The sequence below is a fragment of the Exiguobacterium algae genome, assembly GCF_018617875.1.
Lineage (GTDB): Bacteria > Bacillota > Bacilli > Exiguobacteriales > Exiguobacteriaceae > Exiguobacterium > Exiguobacterium algae.
Genome location: NZ_JACSKZ010000004.1, coordinates 167721 through 187170, shown reverse-complemented (window position 1 = coordinate 187170; position 19450 = coordinate 167721). Strand labels below are relative to the sequence as shown.

At 50.0% G+C, this 19450-nt stretch carries 15 protein-coding genes; 12 read left to right on the top strand and 3 right to left on the bottom strand.

Features of this window, described 5'->3' with window-relative positions; genetic code table 11:
* Positions 1-30: 30 nt before the first annotated feature.
* From KNP03_RS11055 to clpB, 9 genes are all read left to right on the top strand, one after another.
* Positions 31-1413 carry a TrkH family potassium uptake protein gene (locus KNP03_RS11055; protein ID WP_214829262.1) on the top strand — a complete coding sequence of 461 codons (1383 nt, stop codon included), beginning with the start codon at positions 31-33 and terminating at the stop codon, positions 1411-1413.
* A 12-nt stretch (positions 1414-1425) separates the two neighbouring features.
* Positions 1426-1665, top strand: a complete 240-nt coding sequence (locus KNP03_RS11050; protein WP_214829261.1) for a hypothetical protein — start codon at positions 1426-1428, stop codon at positions 1663-1665.
* Between the two features lie 89 nt (positions 1666-1754).
* On the top strand, positions 1755-2435 hold the full coding sequence (gene pcrB / locus KNP03_RS11045) for a heptaprenylglyceryl phosphate synthase (RefSeq protein WP_214829260.1): 681 nt from the start codon (positions 1755-1757) through the stop codon (positions 2433-2435).
* A 38-nt stretch (positions 2436-2473) separates the two neighbouring features.
* A complete protein-coding gene (gene pcrA, locus KNP03_RS11040) occupies positions 2474-4690 on the top strand; it encodes a DNA helicase PcrA (protein ID WP_214829259.1) in 2217 nt (738 codons plus the stop codon).
* A gap of 9 nt (positions 4691-4699) precedes the next feature.
* Entirely contained in the window at positions 4700-6694 is a 1995-nt protein-coding gene (gene ligA, locus KNP03_RS11035) for an NAD-dependent DNA ligase LigA (RefSeq protein WP_214829258.1), read from the top strand.
* A 251-nt stretch (positions 6695-6945) separates the two neighbouring features.
* A complete protein-coding gene (locus KNP03_RS11030; protein ID WP_214829255.1) occupies positions 6946-8541 on the top strand; it encodes a COG1361 family protein in 1596 nt (531 codons plus the stop codon).
* A gap of 132 nt (positions 8542-8673) precedes the next feature.
* Entirely contained in the window at positions 8674-9849 is a 1176-nt protein-coding gene (locus KNP03_RS11025) for a CamS family sex pheromone protein (protein WP_214829253.1), read from the top strand.
* Between the two features lie 140 nt (positions 9850-9989).
* A complete protein-coding gene (locus tag KNP03_RS11020; protein ID WP_214829251.1) occupies positions 9990-10856 on the top strand; it encodes a DnaJ C-terminal domain-containing protein in 867 nt (288 codons plus the stop codon).
* 18 nt (positions 10857-10874) lie between these two features.
* Entirely contained in the window at positions 10875-13466 is a 2592-nt protein-coding gene (gene clpB, locus KNP03_RS11015; protein WP_214829250.1) for an ATP-dependent chaperone ClpB, read from the top strand.
* A gap of 78 nt (positions 13467-13544) precedes the next feature.
* Here clpB and KNP03_RS11010 read toward each other — a convergent pair whose 3' ends face one another.
* Together KNP03_RS11010 and hemG are read right to left on the bottom strand one after the other, a co-directional pair.
* Complete coding sequence (locus tag KNP03_RS11010) at positions 13545-14627, bottom strand: TIGR04053 family radical SAM/SPASM domain-containing protein (protein ID WP_214829249.1); 1083 nt, start codon at positions 14625-14627, stop codon at positions 13545-13547.
* On the bottom strand, positions 14624-15997 hold the full coding sequence (gene hemG / locus KNP03_RS11005; RefSeq protein ID WP_240544580.1) for a protoporphyrinogen oxidase: 1374 nt from the start codon (positions 15995-15997) through the stop codon (positions 14624-14626). Before hemG ends, KNP03_RS11010 begins: the two co-directional genes overlap by 4 nt.
* Positions 15998-16103: 106 nt before the next feature.
* On the opposite strand from hemG, the gene KNP03_RS11000 reads away from it, so the two are divergent.
* Together KNP03_RS11000 and glsA are read left to right on the top strand one after the other, a co-directional pair.
* On the top strand, positions 16104-16277 hold the full coding sequence (locus KNP03_RS11000) for a hypothetical protein (protein WP_214829248.1): 174 nt from the start codon (positions 16104-16106) through the stop codon (positions 16275-16277).
* 47 nt (positions 16278-16324) lie between these two features.
* Positions 16325-17266 (top strand): glutaminase A, encoded by a 942-nt coding sequence (gene glsA / locus KNP03_RS10995; protein ID WP_214829247.1) that lies wholly within the window; start codon positions 16325-16327, stop codon positions 17264-17266.
* On the opposite strand, the gene KNP03_RS10990 is transcribed toward glsA, so the two are convergent.
* Positions 17263-18036, bottom strand: coding sequence for a CHAD domain-containing protein (locus KNP03_RS10990; protein WP_214829246.1), 774 nt, complete (start codon positions 18034-18036; stop codon positions 17263-17265). The two genes, glsA and KNP03_RS10990, sit on opposite strands and share 4 nt — an antisense overlap.
* A 39-nt stretch (positions 18037-18075) precedes the next feature.
* On the opposite strand from KNP03_RS10990, the gene KNP03_RS10985 reads away from it, so the two are divergent.
* The gene (locus tag KNP03_RS10985) at positions 18076-19440 is read left to right on the top strand and encodes an MATE family efflux transporter (protein WP_214829244.1); all 1365 of its coding nucleotides are present in this window, start codon (positions 18076-18078) and stop codon (positions 19438-19440) included.
* Positions 19441-19450 lie beyond the last annotated feature (10 nt).

Here is a 19450-nt window from a genome sequence, read left to right as displayed (position 1 = left end):
ATCTTGTTTTTGATGGAGGGGAGGGGTGAGATGCAACAGGCATTCATGAAACGAAATATCCAATTGTTCTTTCGACGGTTAACACCGGTCCAGACGCTTGTTTTAATTTACGTATCGGCCGTAATGCTGTCGGTCACGTTACTCGCATTACCGTTTTCGCATCAGCCCGGGGTGAAGTTATCCTTCACTGACCTCGTCTTTTTGGCCGTGAGTTGTGTCAGTGTGACGGGGCTGAGTCCTGTCGCGGTGACGGAGACGTTTTCCACGTTTGGTTATTTCGCCATTTTATTTATCATTCAAATCGGTGGGGTTGGCTTGATCAGCCTCCATGTCATCATGTGGATTTTGCTCGGGAAACGAATCGGATTTCGAGAACGTCAGCTCATCCTTCGTGACCAAAACCAGTCCTCGATGTCCGGGATTGTAAAGTACATTACGGAAATCGTAGTGACGGTACTCACGATTGAAGCAGTAGGGGCGATTATTCTCGGCATTCATTACTTAAATTATTTTGACACGGTCGGTGAAGCCTTCCTTCAAGGGTTGTTTGGCGCGGTCAGTGCGACGACGAATGCAGGGTTTGATATTACCGGTAGCTCACTCGCGCCGTTTCGTGAAGACCCGTTTGTCATCATCACACAGATGATCTTGTTGACCGGGGGAGCAATCGGTTTTCCGGTGCTCGTGGAGATCCGGACGTATTTGACAAGTCGCATTATGCGGAAACGCCATACGTTCCCAAGCCGGTTCTCTTTGTTTACGAAGCTCACTGTATCGACATTTTTTATTTTGATTGCGATTGGAGCCGTCGGACTGTTCATTTTTGAATACAACAATGCGTTCAAAGACTTACCGTTGTGGCTTGCCATTTCAGACTCGCTCTTCCAATCTGTCACCACACGTAACGGAGGCCTGTCTACCGTCGACGTTAACCTGTTCTCTGAAGGAAGTATGTTCTTACTTGCGATGTTAATGTTTATCGGTGCCTCGCCGTCATCTGTCGGAGGAGGGATTCGAACGACAACCTTTGCGGTAGCCGTCCTGGGTGTCGTGGCGTTCATTCGAGGGGATTCTTCGATTAAAATTTTTGGTCGGGAAATCGTGCTCGAGGACATATGGAAAGCATTTGTCATTATCACCGTATCACTAGGAGTCTTGCTGACAGGAGTCATGATCCTTGCCTTCTTCGAAGACGCCTCAATCATGCGGATTTTATTCGAAGCCTGTTCGGCGTTCGGGACGACCGGTTTGTCTGTCGGGTTGTCCACGGAGTTCAGCAATGTCGGGAAATGGGTGTTGACGATTCTCATGTTCATCGGACGAATCGGGGTCATCGCCTTCATCCTTCTCTTACAACGCCGCCAGCCGAAACGGATGTACAACTATCCAAAAGAATCGATCATCCTAGGATAAGGAGTTTACATGATGAAAGAAAAAGCATTTTGGGTGAATTTTGGTTACATTTTCATAGTCCCGGTGTTACCGTTCATTGCTGTCGTCAACGGAACGGCACTCTGTTCGCCGGACTCGCCGCTTCTTGACGTTCCCGTGCTCGGATTCTTTTTGGCGAACCCGCTTTGGTTCGTTCCGGTGTATGGGGTATTCGCGCTCCTGTTGGCGAAATGGTTGACTGAACGGGAACGTAATCGGACTGCACGTTCATGACTTGCCTCGGCAAGTCTTTTTTTGTGGAAGAGATGCACGGTTCGGTAAAAATCGATACACTAGAGAAGGTATCGATAGGAGGGGATGGGATGAAGTTTCAAGGATGGCGGCATGTGTTCAAATTGGACCCGAACAAACCACTCGAGGATGACGCGCTTCAAGCGCTTATTCATTCGGGAACAGACGCCTTTTTAATTGGTGGCACAGATGGGGTCAACGTTGAAAATACATTTGCTTTATATGACCGGCTACGGCATTGTGGTGTCCCGCTCGCGCTTGAAATGAGCCATCCGAATCATGTCATTCAAGGATTTGACCATTATTTCATTCCAACCGTATTAAACGCGGGCTCACCGGAATGGATCATCGGGCATCAGGCGAAGGCGTTTGAACGTTACGGCCATCAGTTCGATGCAAATCAGGTGACAGCACAGGGCTATATCGTGTTAAATCCCGATGCAAAAGTGGCTCACGTGACGCAAGCCAACTGCGAGTTGTCGGTCGAAGCGGCCGTTGCCTATGCTGAAGTAGCGCATCATTTGTTTCGGCTGCCTTCCCTTTATATTGAGTACAGCGGAATGTTCGGCGATTTGAATGTAGTCGAAGAGATCCGTTTGGCGCTCCCTGAGGCTCATTTGTTTTATGGAGGCGGCATAGATGGAGCGGAAGCGGCACACCGGGCGGCACGTTTCGTCGATACGATTGTGGTTGGAAATGTCATATATGATGACTTGCAAGGAGCACTTGCGACGGTGGAAGTACTCCGATAAAATAAGAACAAACGTTTGCAACAAGGAAGGAACGAACTATGTATAATTTGAGCGAAGAACTAGTCAAAGGGATGAACCCTCAGCAGGCAGAGGCGGTCAAACATACGGACGGACCGTTATTGATTATGGCCGGTGCAGGGTCAGGGAAAACAAGGGTGTTGACGCATCGCGTCGCTTACCTGATGGCAGCCAAACAGGTGGCACCGTGGAATATTTTGGCCATTACGTTTACAAATAAGGCGGCCCGGGAGATGAAAGACCGAATCGCCCGTCTGGTCGGTGGGGTAGCGGAAGATATTTGGATCTCGACATTCCACTCGATGTGTGTACGGATTTTACGTCGTGATATCGATCGCATTCACTATGATCGTAGTTTCTCGATCTTAGATGCATCAGATCAGTTGACGGCGATCAAACAAGTATTGAAAGAGTTGAATCTGGACCCGAAGAAGTATGAACCGCGTACGTTGCTCGGCATGATTTCCAACCATAAAAATGAACTGCGGACGGCGAAAGACGCGGCGGCACTCGTCGGAAGCAATCCGTACGAACGAATCATCTCTGACGTCTACACGGCGTACGAGAAAAAGTTGAAACAAAACAATGTACTCGACTTCGACGACTTGATCATGAAGACGATTCATTTATTTAAGGAAGCGCCGGACGTGCTGGCTTTCTATCAGAAAAAATTCAAATACATTCACGTCGATGAGTATCAAGATACGAACCGGGCACAATATACGCTTGTCAAACTGCTCGCTGAGGCACATGAGAATTTGTGCGTCGTCGGCGACTCGGATCAGTCGATCTATCGTTGGCGCGGGGCGGATATCGCGAACATCTTGACGTTTGAGAAGGACTACCCGAGTGCACGCGTCATCTTGCTCGAGCAAAACTACCGCTCAACGAAACGAATCCTCGAAGCTGCAAACAATGTCATTAAAAACAATGCCTCCCGCAAGGAGAAGAACTTGTGGACCGAAAACGTGGAAGGGGAGAAGTTGTTGCTTCACGTTGCATCGGATGACCGGGACGAGGCATTCTTCATCATGAACCAGATGAAGGAATTGAAGATGGAAGGAATGGACTACGGGCAGATGGCCGTCCTTTACCGGACGAATGCACAGTCACGTGGACTTGAAGAAATGCTCCTCAAATCCAATATTCCGTATAAGATGGTCGGCGGGACGAAGTTCTATGAACGAAAAGAAATCAAGGATGTTCTCGCGTATTTGCGACTGATCGCCAACCCGGATGAAGACATTTCATTCGTCCGTGTCGTCAATGAACCGAAACGTGGAATCGGGGCAGCGACCATCGATAAGCTCGGAGATTTCGCTGACATGCAGGGCGTCTCGCTCATGGAAGCGATCCGGGATATCGAACTTTCCGGTATCGCCCCTCGTACGGCGGCGAAGTTGACAGCGTTCCGGCAAATGATGACGGATTTACGACAGATGGCGGACTACTTGTCCATTTCAGAGCTCGTTGAAGAAGTGTTGAAGAAGACGGGCTATGAAGAGATGCTCAAAATCGAGAAGACGCTTGAAGCGGAAAGTCGCTTAGAGAACTTACAAGAATTCTTGTCAGTCGCTCAAAACTTCGAGAAAGAAAGCGACGAACAGACCGTCGTGGCCTTCCTGACAGACTTGACCCTCGTCTCTGATCTCGACTCGCTGGATGAAGTCGACGAGTCACATCAGGTGACGCTCATGACGCTCCACTCGGCCAAAGGTCTCGAATTCCCGGTCGTCTTCTTGATCGGAATGGAAGAAGGGCTCTTCCCGCATAGCCGTGCTCTAAACGATGAAGAAGAGATGGAAGAAGAACGCCGCCTCGCATATGTTGGCATTACCCGGGCTGAGAAACGTCTCTATTTGACACGTGCGCAGTCACGTATGCTGTATGGCCGCTTCCAAAACAATCCGGAGTCCCGCTTCCTGCATGAACTGCCGGAAACGTTGCTCGAGCGCTCAGGGAAAGCAAGAAAACCGATGCCGTGGAACCCCGTCGAATCACCAGGGAAATTACCGGTGAACGGGTTCAGTTCGAAACCGAAGCCAAAGCTCGCCCAATCTTCAGGGGCGGAGACAGTCGGTTGGAAAGTCGGAGATAAAGCAAATCATAAAAAGTGGGGACAAGGAACGGTCGTCCAAACGCGTGGTGAAGGAGATCAACTCGAGCTCGATATCGCGTTTCCTTCTGTCGGGATCAAACGGCTGTTGGCGAAATTCGCCCCAATCGAAAAGGCGTGAGGTGAGCGTATGGAGATGACAGAACGTGTAGAGGAATTACGGGAGAAGCTGAACCAATACGGTTACGAGTACTATGTACTGGATCGTCCGAGTGTACCGGACTCGGAGTATGATCGTCTCATGAATGAATTGATTCAAATCGAGACAGACTATCCGGAACTACGGTCACCGGATTCTCCGACACAGCGTGTCGGTGGAGCACCGCTCGATGCTTTCGTCAAGGTGACACATGATACACCGATGCTCTCCCTTGGCAACGTGTTTTCAAAAGAAGAACTCGTCGAATGGGTCGAACGCATTGAAAAAGACCTCGGCTATACGCCGAAATTTGTCGCCGAACTGAAGTTTGACGGACTGGCGGTTTCCTTGAAATATGAGGATGGGCGTTTCGTTCGCGGGGCGACACGAGGCGACGGGACGGAAGGCGAAGACGTCACGCAAAACTTGAAGACGGTCCGCTCGATCCCGTTACGATTACGGGAGGACGCGACGTTTGAAGTGCGCGGGGAAGTATACATGCCGAAGCGTTCTTTCGAACAGTTGAACGACGAGCGGGAACGACTCGGCGAACCGTTGTTTGCCAATCCCCGGAACGCGGCAGCCGGGTCGATTCGCCAACTCGACTCAAAAATTGCGGCATCACGTAACCTGGCGTTCTTCGCTTACGGACTGGTTTCGCAAGATGATCTTGTCGCGTCCCATGATGAGTCATTGACTTATTTGAAACGACTCGGAGTGGCGGTCAGTAACGATTACACGACATGTGAGACGGCGGATGAGCTATGGAATTATATTGAAACGTATGTGACGAAACGAAATGAACTTCCTTATGAAATCGATGGAATCGTCATTAAAGTGGCCGGCTATGAGGAACAGGAACAGCTCGGGTTCACGGCGAAAAGTCCACGCTGGGCCGTCGCCTATAAATTCCCGGCAGAGGAAGTCGTGACGACGATCGAGGATGTGGATTTCAGTGTCGGCCGTACAGGTAAAGTGACACCGCGGGCCCGGTTCGCGCCGGTGACGGTGGCAGGTTCGACCGTCACGTATGCGACGCTTCACAATGAAGACTTTATTAAAGAAAAAGATCTTCATATCGGAGACCGTGTCGTCATTAAGAAAGCAGGGGACGTCATTCCGGCCGTCGTCTCGGCGCTCGTCAATGAACGGGACGGGGAAGAACGTGAAATCGAATTCCCGACCCACTGTCCGGCATGCGATTCAGAGTTGGTTCGTCTTGAAGGAGAAGCGGACCACCGATGTGTGAATCCGGAGTGTCCGGCTCAACTTCTCGAGGGACTCATTCACTTCGTCTCGCGACAAGCGATGAATATCGACGGATTAGGGGAAAAGGTCATCACCCAACTGCACGGGGCGGGTCTCGTTCATACCGTGGCCGATCTTTATCGGCTCGACCGGGACAACCTGTTGAATCTTGAACGGATGGGCGAAACATCGGTGTCGAATTTACTCTCGGCCATCGAAGCGTCCAAAAAGAATTCCCTTGAACGGGTGTTGTTCGCACTTGGAATCCGTCTTGTCGGACAAAAGGCAGCTTCTCTCATTGCCGAAAGATTTGAGACGATGGAAGCAATCATGGATGCATCGATCGAACAGTTAACAGCGATCGACGGAATCGGAGAGAAGATGGCAGAGTCGATTGTCGTGTATTTTGAAAAACCAGAAGCGCGTGATTTAGTGCGTGAACTCCGTGAAGCAGGGGTCAACCTGGCATTCAAAGGGGCGAAGCGACCTGCTTCAGATGACGCCCCGCTCTCTGGGAAGACGGTCGTCCTGACCGGAAAACTGCATGAAATGACGCGAGGAGAGGCCGGGAAGAAACTAGAGCTTCTTGGCGCAAGTGTGACGGGGAGTGTCAGTAAAAATACAGACTTACTCGTTGCCGGCGAGAAAGCGGGTTCTAAATTGGCGAAAGCTGAATCGCTCGGCGTTGAAGTGTGGGATGAGGCGGCACTTCTTGAATTTTTAAAGCAACAGGCATAAGGTGCCTCGCTTCGGCGAGGCTCTTTTTTTATTGACCTAAATTTCAAAACGATGTCCTGATGAACGGGTTCGCACAAGCGGTTGTCGGGTATCTATAACTAACAACAAAATTTCAAAATATTTTTTTGGAAGAGAACCCAATGACATCATGACTTTTACACACACTCCTCTCCATTCCTCTCAGGTGCTGAAAGTGGTCATTGGGCTTACCGTGTGAACGTGCGCATTCAGCTTAGGGAGGGACCGACATCATGATCTACAACACGCAGCGATTCGCCGTATTTGTCACCATTCTTATTTTCCTCATCGGGATAGCCATTCCATCCGTCCATGCTGAAACAAATCCATTTCGCTACGTACAAGTCGAATTGAATGAAACTGAAGTAGACATCCTCTTTGAGGCGAGTCTTGTTTATCAAGGTACGACATATTACGGTGTCCGTGAGGCTGCGGATGTTTGGCGTTTTTTGATTGATGAAGGACCGGTAGATGATCCATTGATTGAACACATCACCTTATATAGTGCAGACGGTGTCCCGTATAGTTTTACTGAGTTTTCGATTTCAGACGCCTTACCGCTTATTGAGGAAGTAAACGGTGAACCGGCCCCCGAAGCGTCTGAACCGATTGCGGAACCTGTCGTCCAGGCAGCGCCTGAAGAATTCCCGTTACCCGAACTTACGATGAATGTAGGGAATGAAGCGGGGGTCGACCAGGCAGTAGTCGGCGGCACGATTCCGTATACATTCTATATTGAGAATACTGGAGATGTGACCCTTTTCGTCACATCACTCGATCATTCGTTCCTGTTCGGGGATTTGACCGAACAGGCAGTGAAAGGATTCAATGATCGGTTGCAGACATCGTTGACCGCTTTGATTGGAGACGATGGTCTCGCCCCGAATGAACGAGTGGAAGTCACACAGGAGTTGAACATTCCGGCTACCTACTCCCGATTTACCGCCCCGGAAATCGGAAGCATCTTTCATGTCAAAGCGAAAGATGAATCGGGACGCACCGTTGAAGCAGAGAGTCCGCAAATTATTTTGCTCCAGGAGCCTGATTTCGAAGTGAACGAGGTAAAGGCGGTCAGTCCTGTGTTTCCTGGAGATACCGTTCGCTATACGTATACGTTGGTGAACACATCGGACGTCACGCTCTACTACGCAGATGTTTCTCTTGACTGGTCATCGGGTGCCTTGACGACGGATGAACAGCGGACGTCGAGCGAACGTTTCATGCAGATGTTTCGGGACCTCCCTGTTTTTGAAGGCGGATTTGGTCCCGGTGAAGAGATCGTCTTTTCCTTCGAACAACCGCTTGCCCCATCTTATGACGTTCGGGCCGGTGCCGAATTGATCAACGAGGCGACGTTTACTCTCAAAGTCAATGAAACGGTAACAGTCACGCGGTCTATCGTTACATCCGTTGCCGTAAAACCGAATGTTTTAGAAAAAGAAGAAATAGAAGAGACAGACGAAACAGAAGAAGTAGAGAAAATATATGAAGTACAAGACGGACAAACGCCTGAAATACAAGCAGAACCGGAACAGGAGCAGGAGCAGGAGCAGCGGGATGAGCCCGTGGACCAAATCGAACTTTTGAATGTAGACAAGTCCGGTCAACCATCCACTACGGGGCGTATGCAACGAGTTTCAGAGATGATAGAACCGATGCCCCAGTCCGCAACCGTCTCGTCTGTCCGTCCGCTAACCGCCAAGCAAGAAGAGGTTTCACCGGCAACAGATGCTTCTGGTGCGCAGTGGCGTTTCATGGTCGGATTATGGATGTTGGCGTTTGGATTACTTGTCATGCTGCGTCGTAGCCAGCATTCCTCAACAGACTGATTCTCGCCCCTTCAGCAGTTTCGCAGGTGCCGATGGTGACTGATTCCGCTTCGACACTTTTCTCACGGGATGATTTTGTTATAATGAACGAAGTGCTGAAACAATTGATCTGTTTAAAGGAGCTACACATAGATGAAATGGAAACAACTCGTCATCCCGACTGTCGCCTCGGCGATTTTGTTGAGCGGGTGTTCAATGAAAATTCCGATGGGGGAAGAAGAAAGCACGCCGACTGGCGAAGAGACAGCTGCAGAAGGTGTGACGCAAGCGATTGAGGCAAGAGATTCCTATTACCAAATGGTGATTCCGTTCAAACCGGCAGCGGCACGTGGTCTTGCCCAGCGACAAGTCAGTTCGTCATTAGAACTGGAAGAAGTGGAGCTCGGATTGATGCGTCATTCGACGGATGCTTTCGATCCGGACAAATTTGCTTACCAGGAAGGGCAACTGCTGGATGCTTCGGACGTATTTCGACTACTCGGACGTAAAGACAAGTCGCCAGATGAAGAACTCACGCCGTTGAACCCGGCCTACGCCGATGGCAAAGCGGAAGTGTCAGACGATAAGTTTGTCGAGGCGAATAAAAAATCGCCTTTGTACCTGGCCTCGATTGTCGAGCAGGATTATATGACCAAAGGGGATAACGGGTATCAGCTAGCCGGCGTGTCGTTTGCTTTGATCTTGAACCGTGAATACGTGTTCCAAGCGCCGAACTATGGTCCGACATATACGGTGAAGCTGGATACAAAGAAAGTGATTGCCGAAGGAGAACGGATGGCAAACGAACTCGTAGCCCAGTTGCGTAAACGGGAGGATTTCAAAGATCTCGATGTGAACATCGCGCTCTATATGAAGTCGACACAAGGATCTCCGACTCCCGGAAATTACATCAAGTCGGCATTCGTCGGTTCGGACAATGAAGTGACGTCTGGAGACTGGCAGGCGATCGACGAGAAGTATTATTACTTCCCATCGAAGACTGCGACGAATGATGTGCGCGAAGACGCTCAGAAGTTTTCCTTGTTTAGTGACCGAATCGCGGATGTGTTCCCTGACTTCTCCGGTATGATTGGAAAAGGATTCTATCAAAACGGAGATTTGACACGACTGGAAATCGATATTCCGATCCAGTTTTACAGTCGAGCTGAACTGGTAGGCTTCACTCAACATGTCGTAGGGCTCTTAGAGAATCGCTGGGAGTATAACCGTAACGTACCTGTCCGAATCAACGTCACATCGCTTGGGGGCGACCCGGAAGTGACGATTGTGTATGAGGATGGAATGGATAGTCCAAAAGTATATTTCTAAAGAAGTGAGGAGTTCGTTTTGAAACGAATTCCTCCTTTTTTTCGTATGAGGAGTAGAGATGAAAATCTTTGACCTTATTTGACCAATTGAGTAGAATAGACTTAACAGAAACGGGAAAGGGATAGGTGAGGTGATTCGAGATGGCAAAAAACTATTATGATGTGCTCGGAGTCTCTAAGGAGGCGTCCGAGCAAGACATTAAACGTGCATATCGAAAACTAGCGAAACAATATCATCCGGACGTGAATAAAGACCCGGGCGCGCAGGACCGGTTCAAGTCGATTCAAGAAGCGTTCGACGTATTGAGCGATCCCGAGAAAAAAGAGAACTATGACCGCTATGGCAGTCCGGACGGACCGACGTTCGGGCAAGGCTTCGGTGGCGGTGAAAGTTACGGGGAAGGATCGGCACAATTCGAAGACTTGTTCCGTCAGTTCGGTGGCGGGTCTCGAACAACGTCCCGTACGTTCGGATTTGAAGACATGTTCGGTAGTTTTTTCAATCAAGCAGTAGAAGAGGATTTGGACGAGACTGTACGGGTGAACGTTCCGCTCAGTCAACTCACCCGAGATTCGAAAGTGAGTCTTCGACTTCAAACGGGGACCGTCAACGTGAAAATTCCACAAGGGGCGTATGAAGGTCAAAAACTGCGTCTGAAAGGAAAGAGTAGCCGGGTCGGTCAAGCCGGAGACCGGGGGGACGTATATGTCGAACTTCATTTCACGGATGATGATACGTATCGTCGTGAAGGGTCGAACGTCATCACGGTGAAACGACTTCGTCCACTCGAGTTTTTAGACGGGACAGATGTCATTGTCTCGACTCTGGACGGGGGCCGCGTCAAATTGAAAGTGAAACCGGGGTCTCGCCCCGGACAACGGATGCGTATTCCGGGACGCGGGTTTATGACCACTACAAAAGTACGGTCTGACCTGTTTGTCCAGTTAGAAGTCGAACTCCCGTTAGATGCCAAGCACCGTTCTGTTTATGAGCAACTTGAACATTAAGGAATAGGAGGAATCGTGATGGACTTTAATCGATTTACAGATAAAGCACATGAATGTATTGTCAGTTCTCAAGCGTTGGCGAAACAATATCATCATAGCGAAATCAATGAATGGCATGTACTCGCCTCGATGATTTCACAAACTGATGGCATCGCGCCACTCCTCTTTCAAAAGATGGAGGTCAACGTCTCAGAGATTGAAGGGGAAGTCGCGCTCTCACTGAAGAACGCGCCAAAACTCCAAAATCCGACGACGCCGATGATTTCTTCTTCTTTGTTAAACGTATTAACGACGGCAGAACGCGAAGCGACCGGAATGAACGACGAATATGTGTCGGTCGAACATATTTTGCTCGGGATTTTATTAAACAACAGCCAAGCGCAGGCGATGCTCGAGCGAAAAGGTGTGACGGAAGAACGGATTCGGGAAGCACTCGTCGCAGTTCGTGGAAACCGTCGCATCACGTCGAAATCACCGGAAGCGACATATGATGTTTTGACAAAGTATGGACGGGACCTCATACAGGAAGTGAAGACCGGAAAAATCGACCCGGTCATCGGGCGCGATAGTGAGATCCGGCGTGTCATCCGCATTTTAAGCCGAAAAACGAAAAACAATCCGGTCCTCATCGGGGAACCAGGGGTCGGGAAAACGGCAATCGTGGAAGGGCTTGCCCAGCGGATTGTTCGCGGAGATGTACCGGAAAGCTTAAAGGATAAGACGATTTTCAGTCTGGATATGAGTTCGCTCGTCGCGGGTGCGAAATATCGCGGGGAGTTTGAAGAGCGACTGCAAGCAGTCTTGAATGAAGTGAAGGAAGCGGAAGGGACCATCATCCTGTTTATCGACGAGCTGCATACGATTGTCGGCGCCGGCAAATCGGAAGGGGCGATGGACGCCGGAAACATGCTCAAACCGATGCTCGCCCGTGGAGAGTTACACTGTATCGGGGCCACGACATTGGATGAGTACCGACAATATATCGAGAAAGACCCGGCGCTCGAACGACGTTTCCAACAAGTGCTCGTTGATGAGCCGGACGTTGAAGACACGATTTCGATTTTGCGTGGCTTGAAAGAGCGTTTTGAGATTCACCACGGGGTCCGGATCCATGATAACGCACTCGTTGCAGCCGCCATGTTATCGAACCGTTATATTACGGACCGCTTCATGCCGGACAAAGCGATCGACCTCGTCGATGAATCGTGTGCGATGATCCGAACCGAGATGGAATCGATGCCGGCCGAACTCGATGAACTGGTCCGTCGTGTCATGCAGCTTGAAATTGAAGAAGCGGCACTGAAAAAAGAAAGTGACGATGCCTCGAAGAAACGACTCGACGCCTTGCAACAAGAACTGGCCTCCCTAAGGGAACAGTCAGACTCGTTGCGACTTCGCTGGGAGAATGAAAAAGAGTCGACACATCGCGTACAACAGATTCGGGGAGAACTGGAAAAAGTGCGGCTCGACTTACAAGAAGCAGAAAGCCGATACGATTTGAACCGCGCATCCGAGCTCAAGTACGGTCGAATTCCTGAACTTGAACGTGAACTGGAGGAAGCCGAAGAATTGGCCGGAGCGGTCACACGGGAGCTCGTTCGTGAAGAAGTGACGGAAGAAGAAATTGCTGAAGTGGTGTCAAAATGGACGGGTATTCCCGTCGCGAAGCTGACAGAAGGCGAACGGGATAAATTACTCAATCTGGAGACTATCTTGCATAAACGTGTCTTCGGTCAGGATGAGGCAATCAAACTGGTGAGTGACGCGGTGATTCGTGCCCGTGCCGGAATCAAGGATCCGAACCGTCCGATTGGGTCATTCTTATTCCTCGGTCCGACCGGTGTCGGGAAGACGGAACTCGGGAAAGCACTCGCCGAAGCGATGTTTGACTCGGAGGATCATATCGTTCGACTCGACATGAGTGAATATATGGAGAAACATGCCGTATCACGACTTGTCGGTGCACCTCCGGGCTATATCGGATATGAGGAAGGCGGGCAGTTGACGGAAGCCGTCCGTCGAAACCCGTATTCGGTTCTCCTGCTCGATGAAGTCGAGAAGGCACATCCGGACGTCTTCAACATCTTGTTGCAACTGCTCGATGACGGTCGTTTGACCGATTCGCACGGTCGCATCGTCGACTTTAAAAACACAATTGTCATCATGACGTCGAACATCGGTGCGGACATTTTGCTCGAAGCGGCAAAAGACGGGGTAATCGATGAGGCGGAGGAACGACAAGTCCTCGAGAAACTGCGCCGTCATTTCCGACCGGAATTTTTAAACCGGGTCGATGAGACCATCCTCTTCCATCCGCTCACGAAAGATCAGATCGGTCAAATCGTTGAGAAGGCGGTCGACCGGATGAGTCAACGTCTCACGACACGCTCGATCCAAATCGAGATTACAGACGCTGCGAAAGCGTTCGTCGCCGATGAGGCGTATGAACCGCAGTTCGGTGCGCGACCAATCAATCGTTACGTGCAACGGACGATTGAAACGAAACTCGCCCGCAGTATTTTGGCAGGTGAGATCGAAGATGGCCAAACGGTCGTCATCGATGTCGAAAACGATACGTTGACGCTACGGCCTACTACGGTCAATGCATAAAGAAAGAGGAATCCCAATGACGGGATTCCTCTTTTTACGTGTCTGTTCTTGCCGCCCAATGAATAACCAAGCGTGCGGTTATGCGTGAACGATTGGTCGTTCCGGTTGATAGATACAATATGGTTCTGCTTCCTTATAGTCCCCTGTGACGGCATATGCCCGCGCCCGTGATCCACCGCAAAGGTAGCGATATTCACAATACCCGCATTTACCGTGATGGGTGTCGGGGTCGCGTAACGCCTTGAACGTCGGATGATGACGGTAAATCTCAGCGAGGGGAGTCGTTTTGACATTACCGCACTTGATTGGAAGAAATCCGGATGGTTGAACGTCTCCCGTGTGCGAGATAAAGACGAAGCCATTCCCGTCATTCGTCCCGCGCGGTGCTTTTGCCAAATCATCATGTGGATGACCAATCGGAGGGAGTCCGGCTTCTTTTCGTTTTTGATTCTCTTGGCGGGCGACCCGGCGATAGAACTGGGCCTCTGTCGTGGAGATGATGAACGGAACCGTCTCCTGGAGGGCAAACGCCCATCTCAACACATCTTCATGCTGTTCCGGTGAAATCGGCTGCAGTAAAGAGCCGCGTCCTGTCGGAACGAGGAAGAAGAGCGTCCAAACGGAAACACCGAGCGCTTCGACGAGCTTGGCGATTTCGGGTAAACGATCGACGTTGTACTCCGTGACGGTCGTGTTGATTTGGAAGGACATGCCTTCCTCACGAAAATAGGAAATCCCGCGAATGGTCCGGTCGAAACTACCACGTGTTCCCCGGAAATAGTCATGCGACTCCGCATCCGGACCATCTAAAGAAAAGGCCCACCGCGTAAGTCCGGCAGCTTTTGCTCGCTTCACGGCATCATGCGTGACGCGGGGGGTAGCTGATGGGGTCATGGAAACGCGCATGCCGAGTGAGGCCGCATATTCTGTCAGTTCAAACAAATCCTCACGCATCAGCGGGTCACCCCCTGTGAAGACGAGGATGGGGTTTCCCATCGCATGAATGTCCCGAATCAAGGCCTTTCCTTGCTCGGTATCCAACTCATCCGGATAACGGTGGAATTGTGCTTCGGCACGGCAATGGACGCAGGATAATGCGCAAGCACGGGTCACTTCCCAAATGACGATGAATGGGTTTTGGTTGTAGTCAATCTGTCTCATACTGTCACCTCTTGAGTAATATGGAGTCGCTCGACGGCACGCTTGGCCGAATCGACACAGTCCGGTAGTCCGACGCCGTGTAAGATGGCCCCGCATGCTTCAATCCCATCCATTGCTGAAATGGCCTCTTCAAACGCACGTACGGATTGTTTATGGCCTACCTCGTATTGCGGCATCGTATGAATGTGGCGTTCTACTTTCGTGAAGAGCGGTGTCCCGACCTGTTGAATCCGGCGGAGTTCGTTTAGGGCAAATGCGGCGACTGTCTCATCATCTTCTTCAAGCAAGTGAGGGACGTGGTCAGAACCGATGTACATCCGAAGCAATGCTTTGCCTTCCGGTGCCATGTGCGGCCATTTCTTGTGCATCCAGCTGCAAGCGGTCAACGCATTGTGTTCCGCCTTGGCAATGACATATCCGGTTCCGTCCAGTGCCTGCACATCACCTTCTTCGAATGCTGCGAGGACCGTCATCGAGGATGTGCGCTTCAGTTGCGACAAACGTTCTGCTTCGGGAATTTGCAACAGTCCTCCGAGAGCGTTCGGAGACGTTGCGATGATGATGCCATCGAACTGCTCGACGTGACCGTTGGACAAGGTCACTTCATGTGGACGAATCGACTGCACTTGCGTGCTTGTCTCAAGCCGGTCAATGGATGGGCGCAACGCTTCGACCAATGCGCCAAGTCCCTGGTCAAGTGATAAGAACTTTCCAGCCTCTTTCGGTTTCACACCCGCTTGAACAGGAGGTGTGAGAGCTTTCATGCCAAGGATCAGACTGCGTGTTTTCTGTTCAATCGTGATAAACTGAGGGAAAGTAGATTCGATACTCATGTCTTCGAGCGTACCGTTATAAATTCCTGACAGAAGGGGTTCAATCATCGCATCGACGACTTCAGAACCAAGACGTGTACGGAAAAACCGGTCGAGGGAGATGTCTTCTCCTTCATACACACGTGGAAGGAACAAATCGAATCCCGCCCGAAGTTTCCCGCGCCATGTAAACAAGTCGGTTTTGACCATCGGCCAAAATTTTGTCGGGATGCCCATGACAGATCCCGCCGGCATTTGACGAAGCTTTTGGCGCACATAAATATAGGACGTCCCTGTTTTTGAACGAACGAGATGCTCTTCAAGGCCGAGATCCGTAATCAGTTCAGTCAGTGTCGGTTTTCTTGCCATATATCCATCCGGTCCACCTTCTAACGTAAATCCGTCTTGATAGACCGTCTTGATTTTTCCACCAATTCGCTCGCTTGCTTCGAACAATGTGACGTGAGCACCCGCCTGTTTTGCATAGTGGGCAGCTGCGAGGCCAGTGATGCCTCCGCCGATGATTGCAATCTTGTTCAATCGATTCACCCATTTCATGAAGTAGTTTTCTGTTCAACGTTACCGAGAATTTTGACGGAGACATAGGATAAGTATCACGATGTTCTAGACGAATTTGTCACGAATTCGAAAGGAGAGAAAGAAGATGGTTTGGTTTGCCATACTCTCTGGCATTGTCGTGTTCGGAGTGGTGAGTTTTATCATGGTGATGAATCAAAAAGGGGAGAAGCTTGAAGGGGACGAAGAATCGCCACCGATGATTTGGGCGGACGAAGAGTGGTATAAAGGAGATGGACCGCCTGACGGTTATGACGGTTAACCGATTCGACCAACAGGTTTTATATCGAAGGAAAACGAGGTGATCGAATGAATGTACTACAACAACAATTGGAGCATTTAGTCGACGAATGTCGCCCGTACACCGCCCAAGGGAAAGTCGCCGACTATATTCCTGAACTGGCACATGTGAAAGGCGATTTACTCGGGGTGGCCATCTGCCTTCCGGACGGTACTTATATCCACGCGGGCGATGTGCATCACAAGTTTACGATTCAAAGTGTCTCCAAAGCACTTGCCCTTTGCTATGTGTTGATGGAATTTGGAGAAGACTATGTATTTTCTAAAGTCGGGATGGAGCCGACAGGGGATGCCTTCAATTCGATTGCGAAGCTTGAAGAGACCGTGCCTTCCAAACCGTTGAACCCCATGATCAACGCTGGTGCACTTGCGGTGACGAGTATGATCTTAGGGGAGACGGCGGAGTTAAAGATTTTTCAATTCCGTCAGTTTTTAGCGACCTTATTAAATGTTCCTGTCGAACAGGTGACATACAACGAAAAAGTCGCCCGCTCGGAATATGAGACGACCGACTTGAACCGGGCTTTATTATACTTTATGCGTCACCACGGCATTGTAGAAGGGGACGTTGATGAGATTATCGATGTGTACACGAAACAATGCGCCATCGAGATCGACTGTTTCGACTTAGCACGGATTGGTCGCATTTTAGCAGGAAATGGAGAAGACCCTGAAACGGGAGAAGAGTTAATACCACGACGTGTCGTTCGAATTGTGAAAGCCATTATGACAACGTGTGGGATGTATGATGCGTCCGGTGAATTTGCGGTTCGTGTCGGGTTACCTGGAAAAAGTGGTGTTTCGGGCGCCATCTTAGCGACCGGAAAGCATGAACTGGAGTTAAGTGATGTCGGGTTCGGGATTTTCGGTCCTGCACTTGATTCAAAAGGAAATTCGATTGCCGGCATGAAGTTGTTGGAGCTCCTCGTCGAACGGTATACATCACGCTAAAGGGAGACGTGATGGATAGACTCTTCAAGCGTAGACCGGAGCGTCGTCACTCTTTTCGCATACGCTTCTTTTAAATACGATGGAGGGGTGAACGCCTCCCACTGGAGGAGTAACTGGTGCGTGTCATTCATCTCTCCAAGCGTCGTTTGAATCTGTTTCAATTTGCGCACCACTTCGATGGAGGCATCGCTCTCATAATTTAATAAATACTCATGCAAATAACGTTCACGTTTTACGGCGAGTCTCACTTTGTGCAAGGTTTCGAGAAGCGTATCGCTGTCCGTGGTGTTTTTGGAAGCGCGGATGCGCTCTTTGCGCTCGGCCTTGGCTTTGTCCAGAAAAGACGAAGCATCTTGTTTTTTGAACGCACGAAATAGCTGGCCACCAATGAACCGCCGCAGTTGCTGGTCGAGGGAAGGCGTCATTTTCTCTCCGACACGGGTCGTCAGAACGGTTCTGTTCGCGGCACGCTGTCTTTCCATTTCCTCGAGAAAAGCCTGATCGAGATCATCGGATACATCAAAACTCTCGATGAGCACATCGCTGTCTCGTACATGCCCGAGCGCTTCCATCAGCTGTTTCAATTGACGGAACGTTGCCGGCTTCGTTTCATACACCTGCATGAACGTGATCAATTTCCGCAAATGAACACGAGCACGGTGGATGTCTTCTGAATTTTGAAACGTCAACGCCTCGGTCACATAATGGTTGAATGTGTTCCACGTTTCCAAAAGTTCAAACTTTAGTTTTTCTGCATTCCGTTGATTCATTTTATCGTTTCCTTTCTGAAAAAAGAGATGAGGTTGTACATGTTCCAGACACATTCAATGAATGAAAAGATCAAATTATTTTTAACAATATTTTTCCCGATCCTAGTCACGCAAGTGTCTTTTTATTTGATTAGCTTTTTTGATACGGTCATGTCGGGCCGCGCCGGCGCGATTGATTTGGCTGGCGTGGGTGTCGGGTCGAGTCTGTGGATGCCGGTCTATACGGGGTTGAGCGGTATTCTTCTTGCGGTCGCCCCGATTGTTGCCCAAGCATTAGGCGCCCGAGACCATAAACAAATTCAACAGACGTTGTTCCAAGGTATTTATTTGGCGATTGCCATCAGTGTCGGAACAATTCTCTTCGGTCTTCTGTTCGTGCCGACGGCGATTGAAAAAATGGGGCTTAGCGATGAAGGGAAGAGGATTGCGACGTACTACTTGTTCGCCCTCGGATTTGGTGTCTTACCGATGTTTTTATTCAACGTCCTGCGCACACTCATGGACGCGTTAGGAAAGACACGAGTTTCGATGATCCTCATACTATTAGGGTTACCCATTAATGTCGGATTAAATTACATCTTCATATTTGGAAAACTGGGAGTGCCTGCCTTTGGTGGAATTGGAGCAGGCATCGCTTCGAGCTTGACGTATTGGTTTCTCTTTTTCCTGGCATTCGGTTTCGTAAGAAACGGGAAGCCGTTTCGGAACTATCAATTTTTACGAGTGCCCGAACGGATGGTTTGGCTGAAGCAAAAAGAACTGCTGCAGTTAGGTGCCCCAATCGGGTTGGCGATTTTTGCCGAGGTTAGTATTTTCGCGGCCGTTACGTTACTTCTCAGCTCATATGGCGACCATATCGTGGCGGCTCACCAGGCGGCAATCAACTTCGCCTCGTTCGTATACATGCTTCCGCTTTCGGCTTCGAGTGCATTGACCATCGTTGTCGGATATGAATTGGGGGCCCGTCGTCTGAAGGATGCGGTGCGCTATGCGAAAATCGGCATCGCCTTATGTTTGGCGGTATCCCTCTTTTCCGGTGCGCTCTTGTTCTGGCAAAATGAACAAGTCGCTGCGATTTATACAAATGATGCGAGAGTGATTGAACTGGCCTCGCACTTCATGATTTTTGCGGTGTTTTTCCAACTTTCTGATGCGGTTGCAGCACCCATTCAGGGAATACTCCGAGGATTCAAGGATGTGAATGTGACGCTCGTCTTATCGTTGATCGCATACTGGGTCATCGGACTGCCTCTCGGTTACACGTTGGCAGAACTGGTAGGAATCGGACCGGACGGATATTGGATTGGACTGATTGCCGGTCTTGCGGCCGGGGCAGTCTTGCTCTTCATTCGACTCGTGTGGATTGTCAGACGATACGATCCGGCGACGCTCAGTAAAGCGTAAATTGTCCGCT

Coding starts and splice junctions, on each gene's coding strand:
- KNP03_RS11055 (WP_214829262.1), top strand. CDS start 31: ATGCAACAGGCATTCATGAAACGAAATATCCAATTGTTCTTTCGACGG.
- KNP03_RS11050 (WP_214829261.1), top strand. CDS start 1,426: ATGAAAGAAAAAGCATTTTGGGTGAATTTTGGTTACATTTTCATAGTC.
- pcrB (WP_214829260.1), top strand. CDS start 1,755: ATGAAGTTTCAAGGATGGCGGCATGTGTTCAAATTGGACCCGAACAAA.
- pcrA (WP_214829259.1), top strand. CDS start 2,474: ATGTATAATTTGAGCGAAGAACTAGTCAAAGGGATGAACCCTCAGCAG.
- ligA (WP_214829258.1), top strand. CDS start 4,700: ATGGAGATGACAGAACGTGTAGAGGAATTACGGGAGAAGCTGAACCAA.
- KNP03_RS11030 (WP_214829255.1), top strand. CDS start 6,946: ATGATCTACAACACGCAGCGATTCGCCGTATTTGTCACCATTCTTATT.
- KNP03_RS11025 (WP_214829253.1), top strand. CDS start 8,674: ATGAAATGGAAACAACTCGTCATCCCGACTGTCGCCTCGGCGATTTTG.
- KNP03_RS11020 (WP_214829251.1), top strand. CDS start 9,990: ATGGCAAAAAACTATTATGATGTGCTCGGAGTCTCTAAGGAGGCGTCC.
- clpB (WP_214829250.1), top strand. CDS start 10,875: ATGGACTTTAATCGATTTACAGATAAAGCACATGAATGTATTGTCAGT.
- KNP03_RS11010 (WP_214829249.1), bottom strand. CDS start 14,627: ATGAGACAGATTGACTACAACCAAAACCCATTCATCGTCATTTGGGAA.
- hemG (WP_240544580.1), bottom strand. CDS start 15,997: ATGAAATGGGTGAATCGATTGAACAAGATTGCAATCATCGGCGGAGGC.
- KNP03_RS11000 (WP_214829248.1), top strand. CDS start 16,104: ATGGTTTGGTTTGCCATACTCTCTGGCATTGTCGTGTTCGGAGTGGTG.
- glsA (WP_214829247.1), top strand. CDS start 16,325: ATGAATGTACTACAACAACAATTGGAGCATTTAGTCGACGAATGTCGC.
- KNP03_RS10990 (WP_214829246.1), bottom strand. CDS start 18,036: ATGAATCAACGGAATGCAGAAAAACTAAAGTTTGAACTTTTGGAAACG.
- KNP03_RS10985 (WP_214829244.1), top strand. CDS start 18,076: ATGTTCCAGACACATTCAATGAATGAAAAGATCAAATTATTTTTAACA.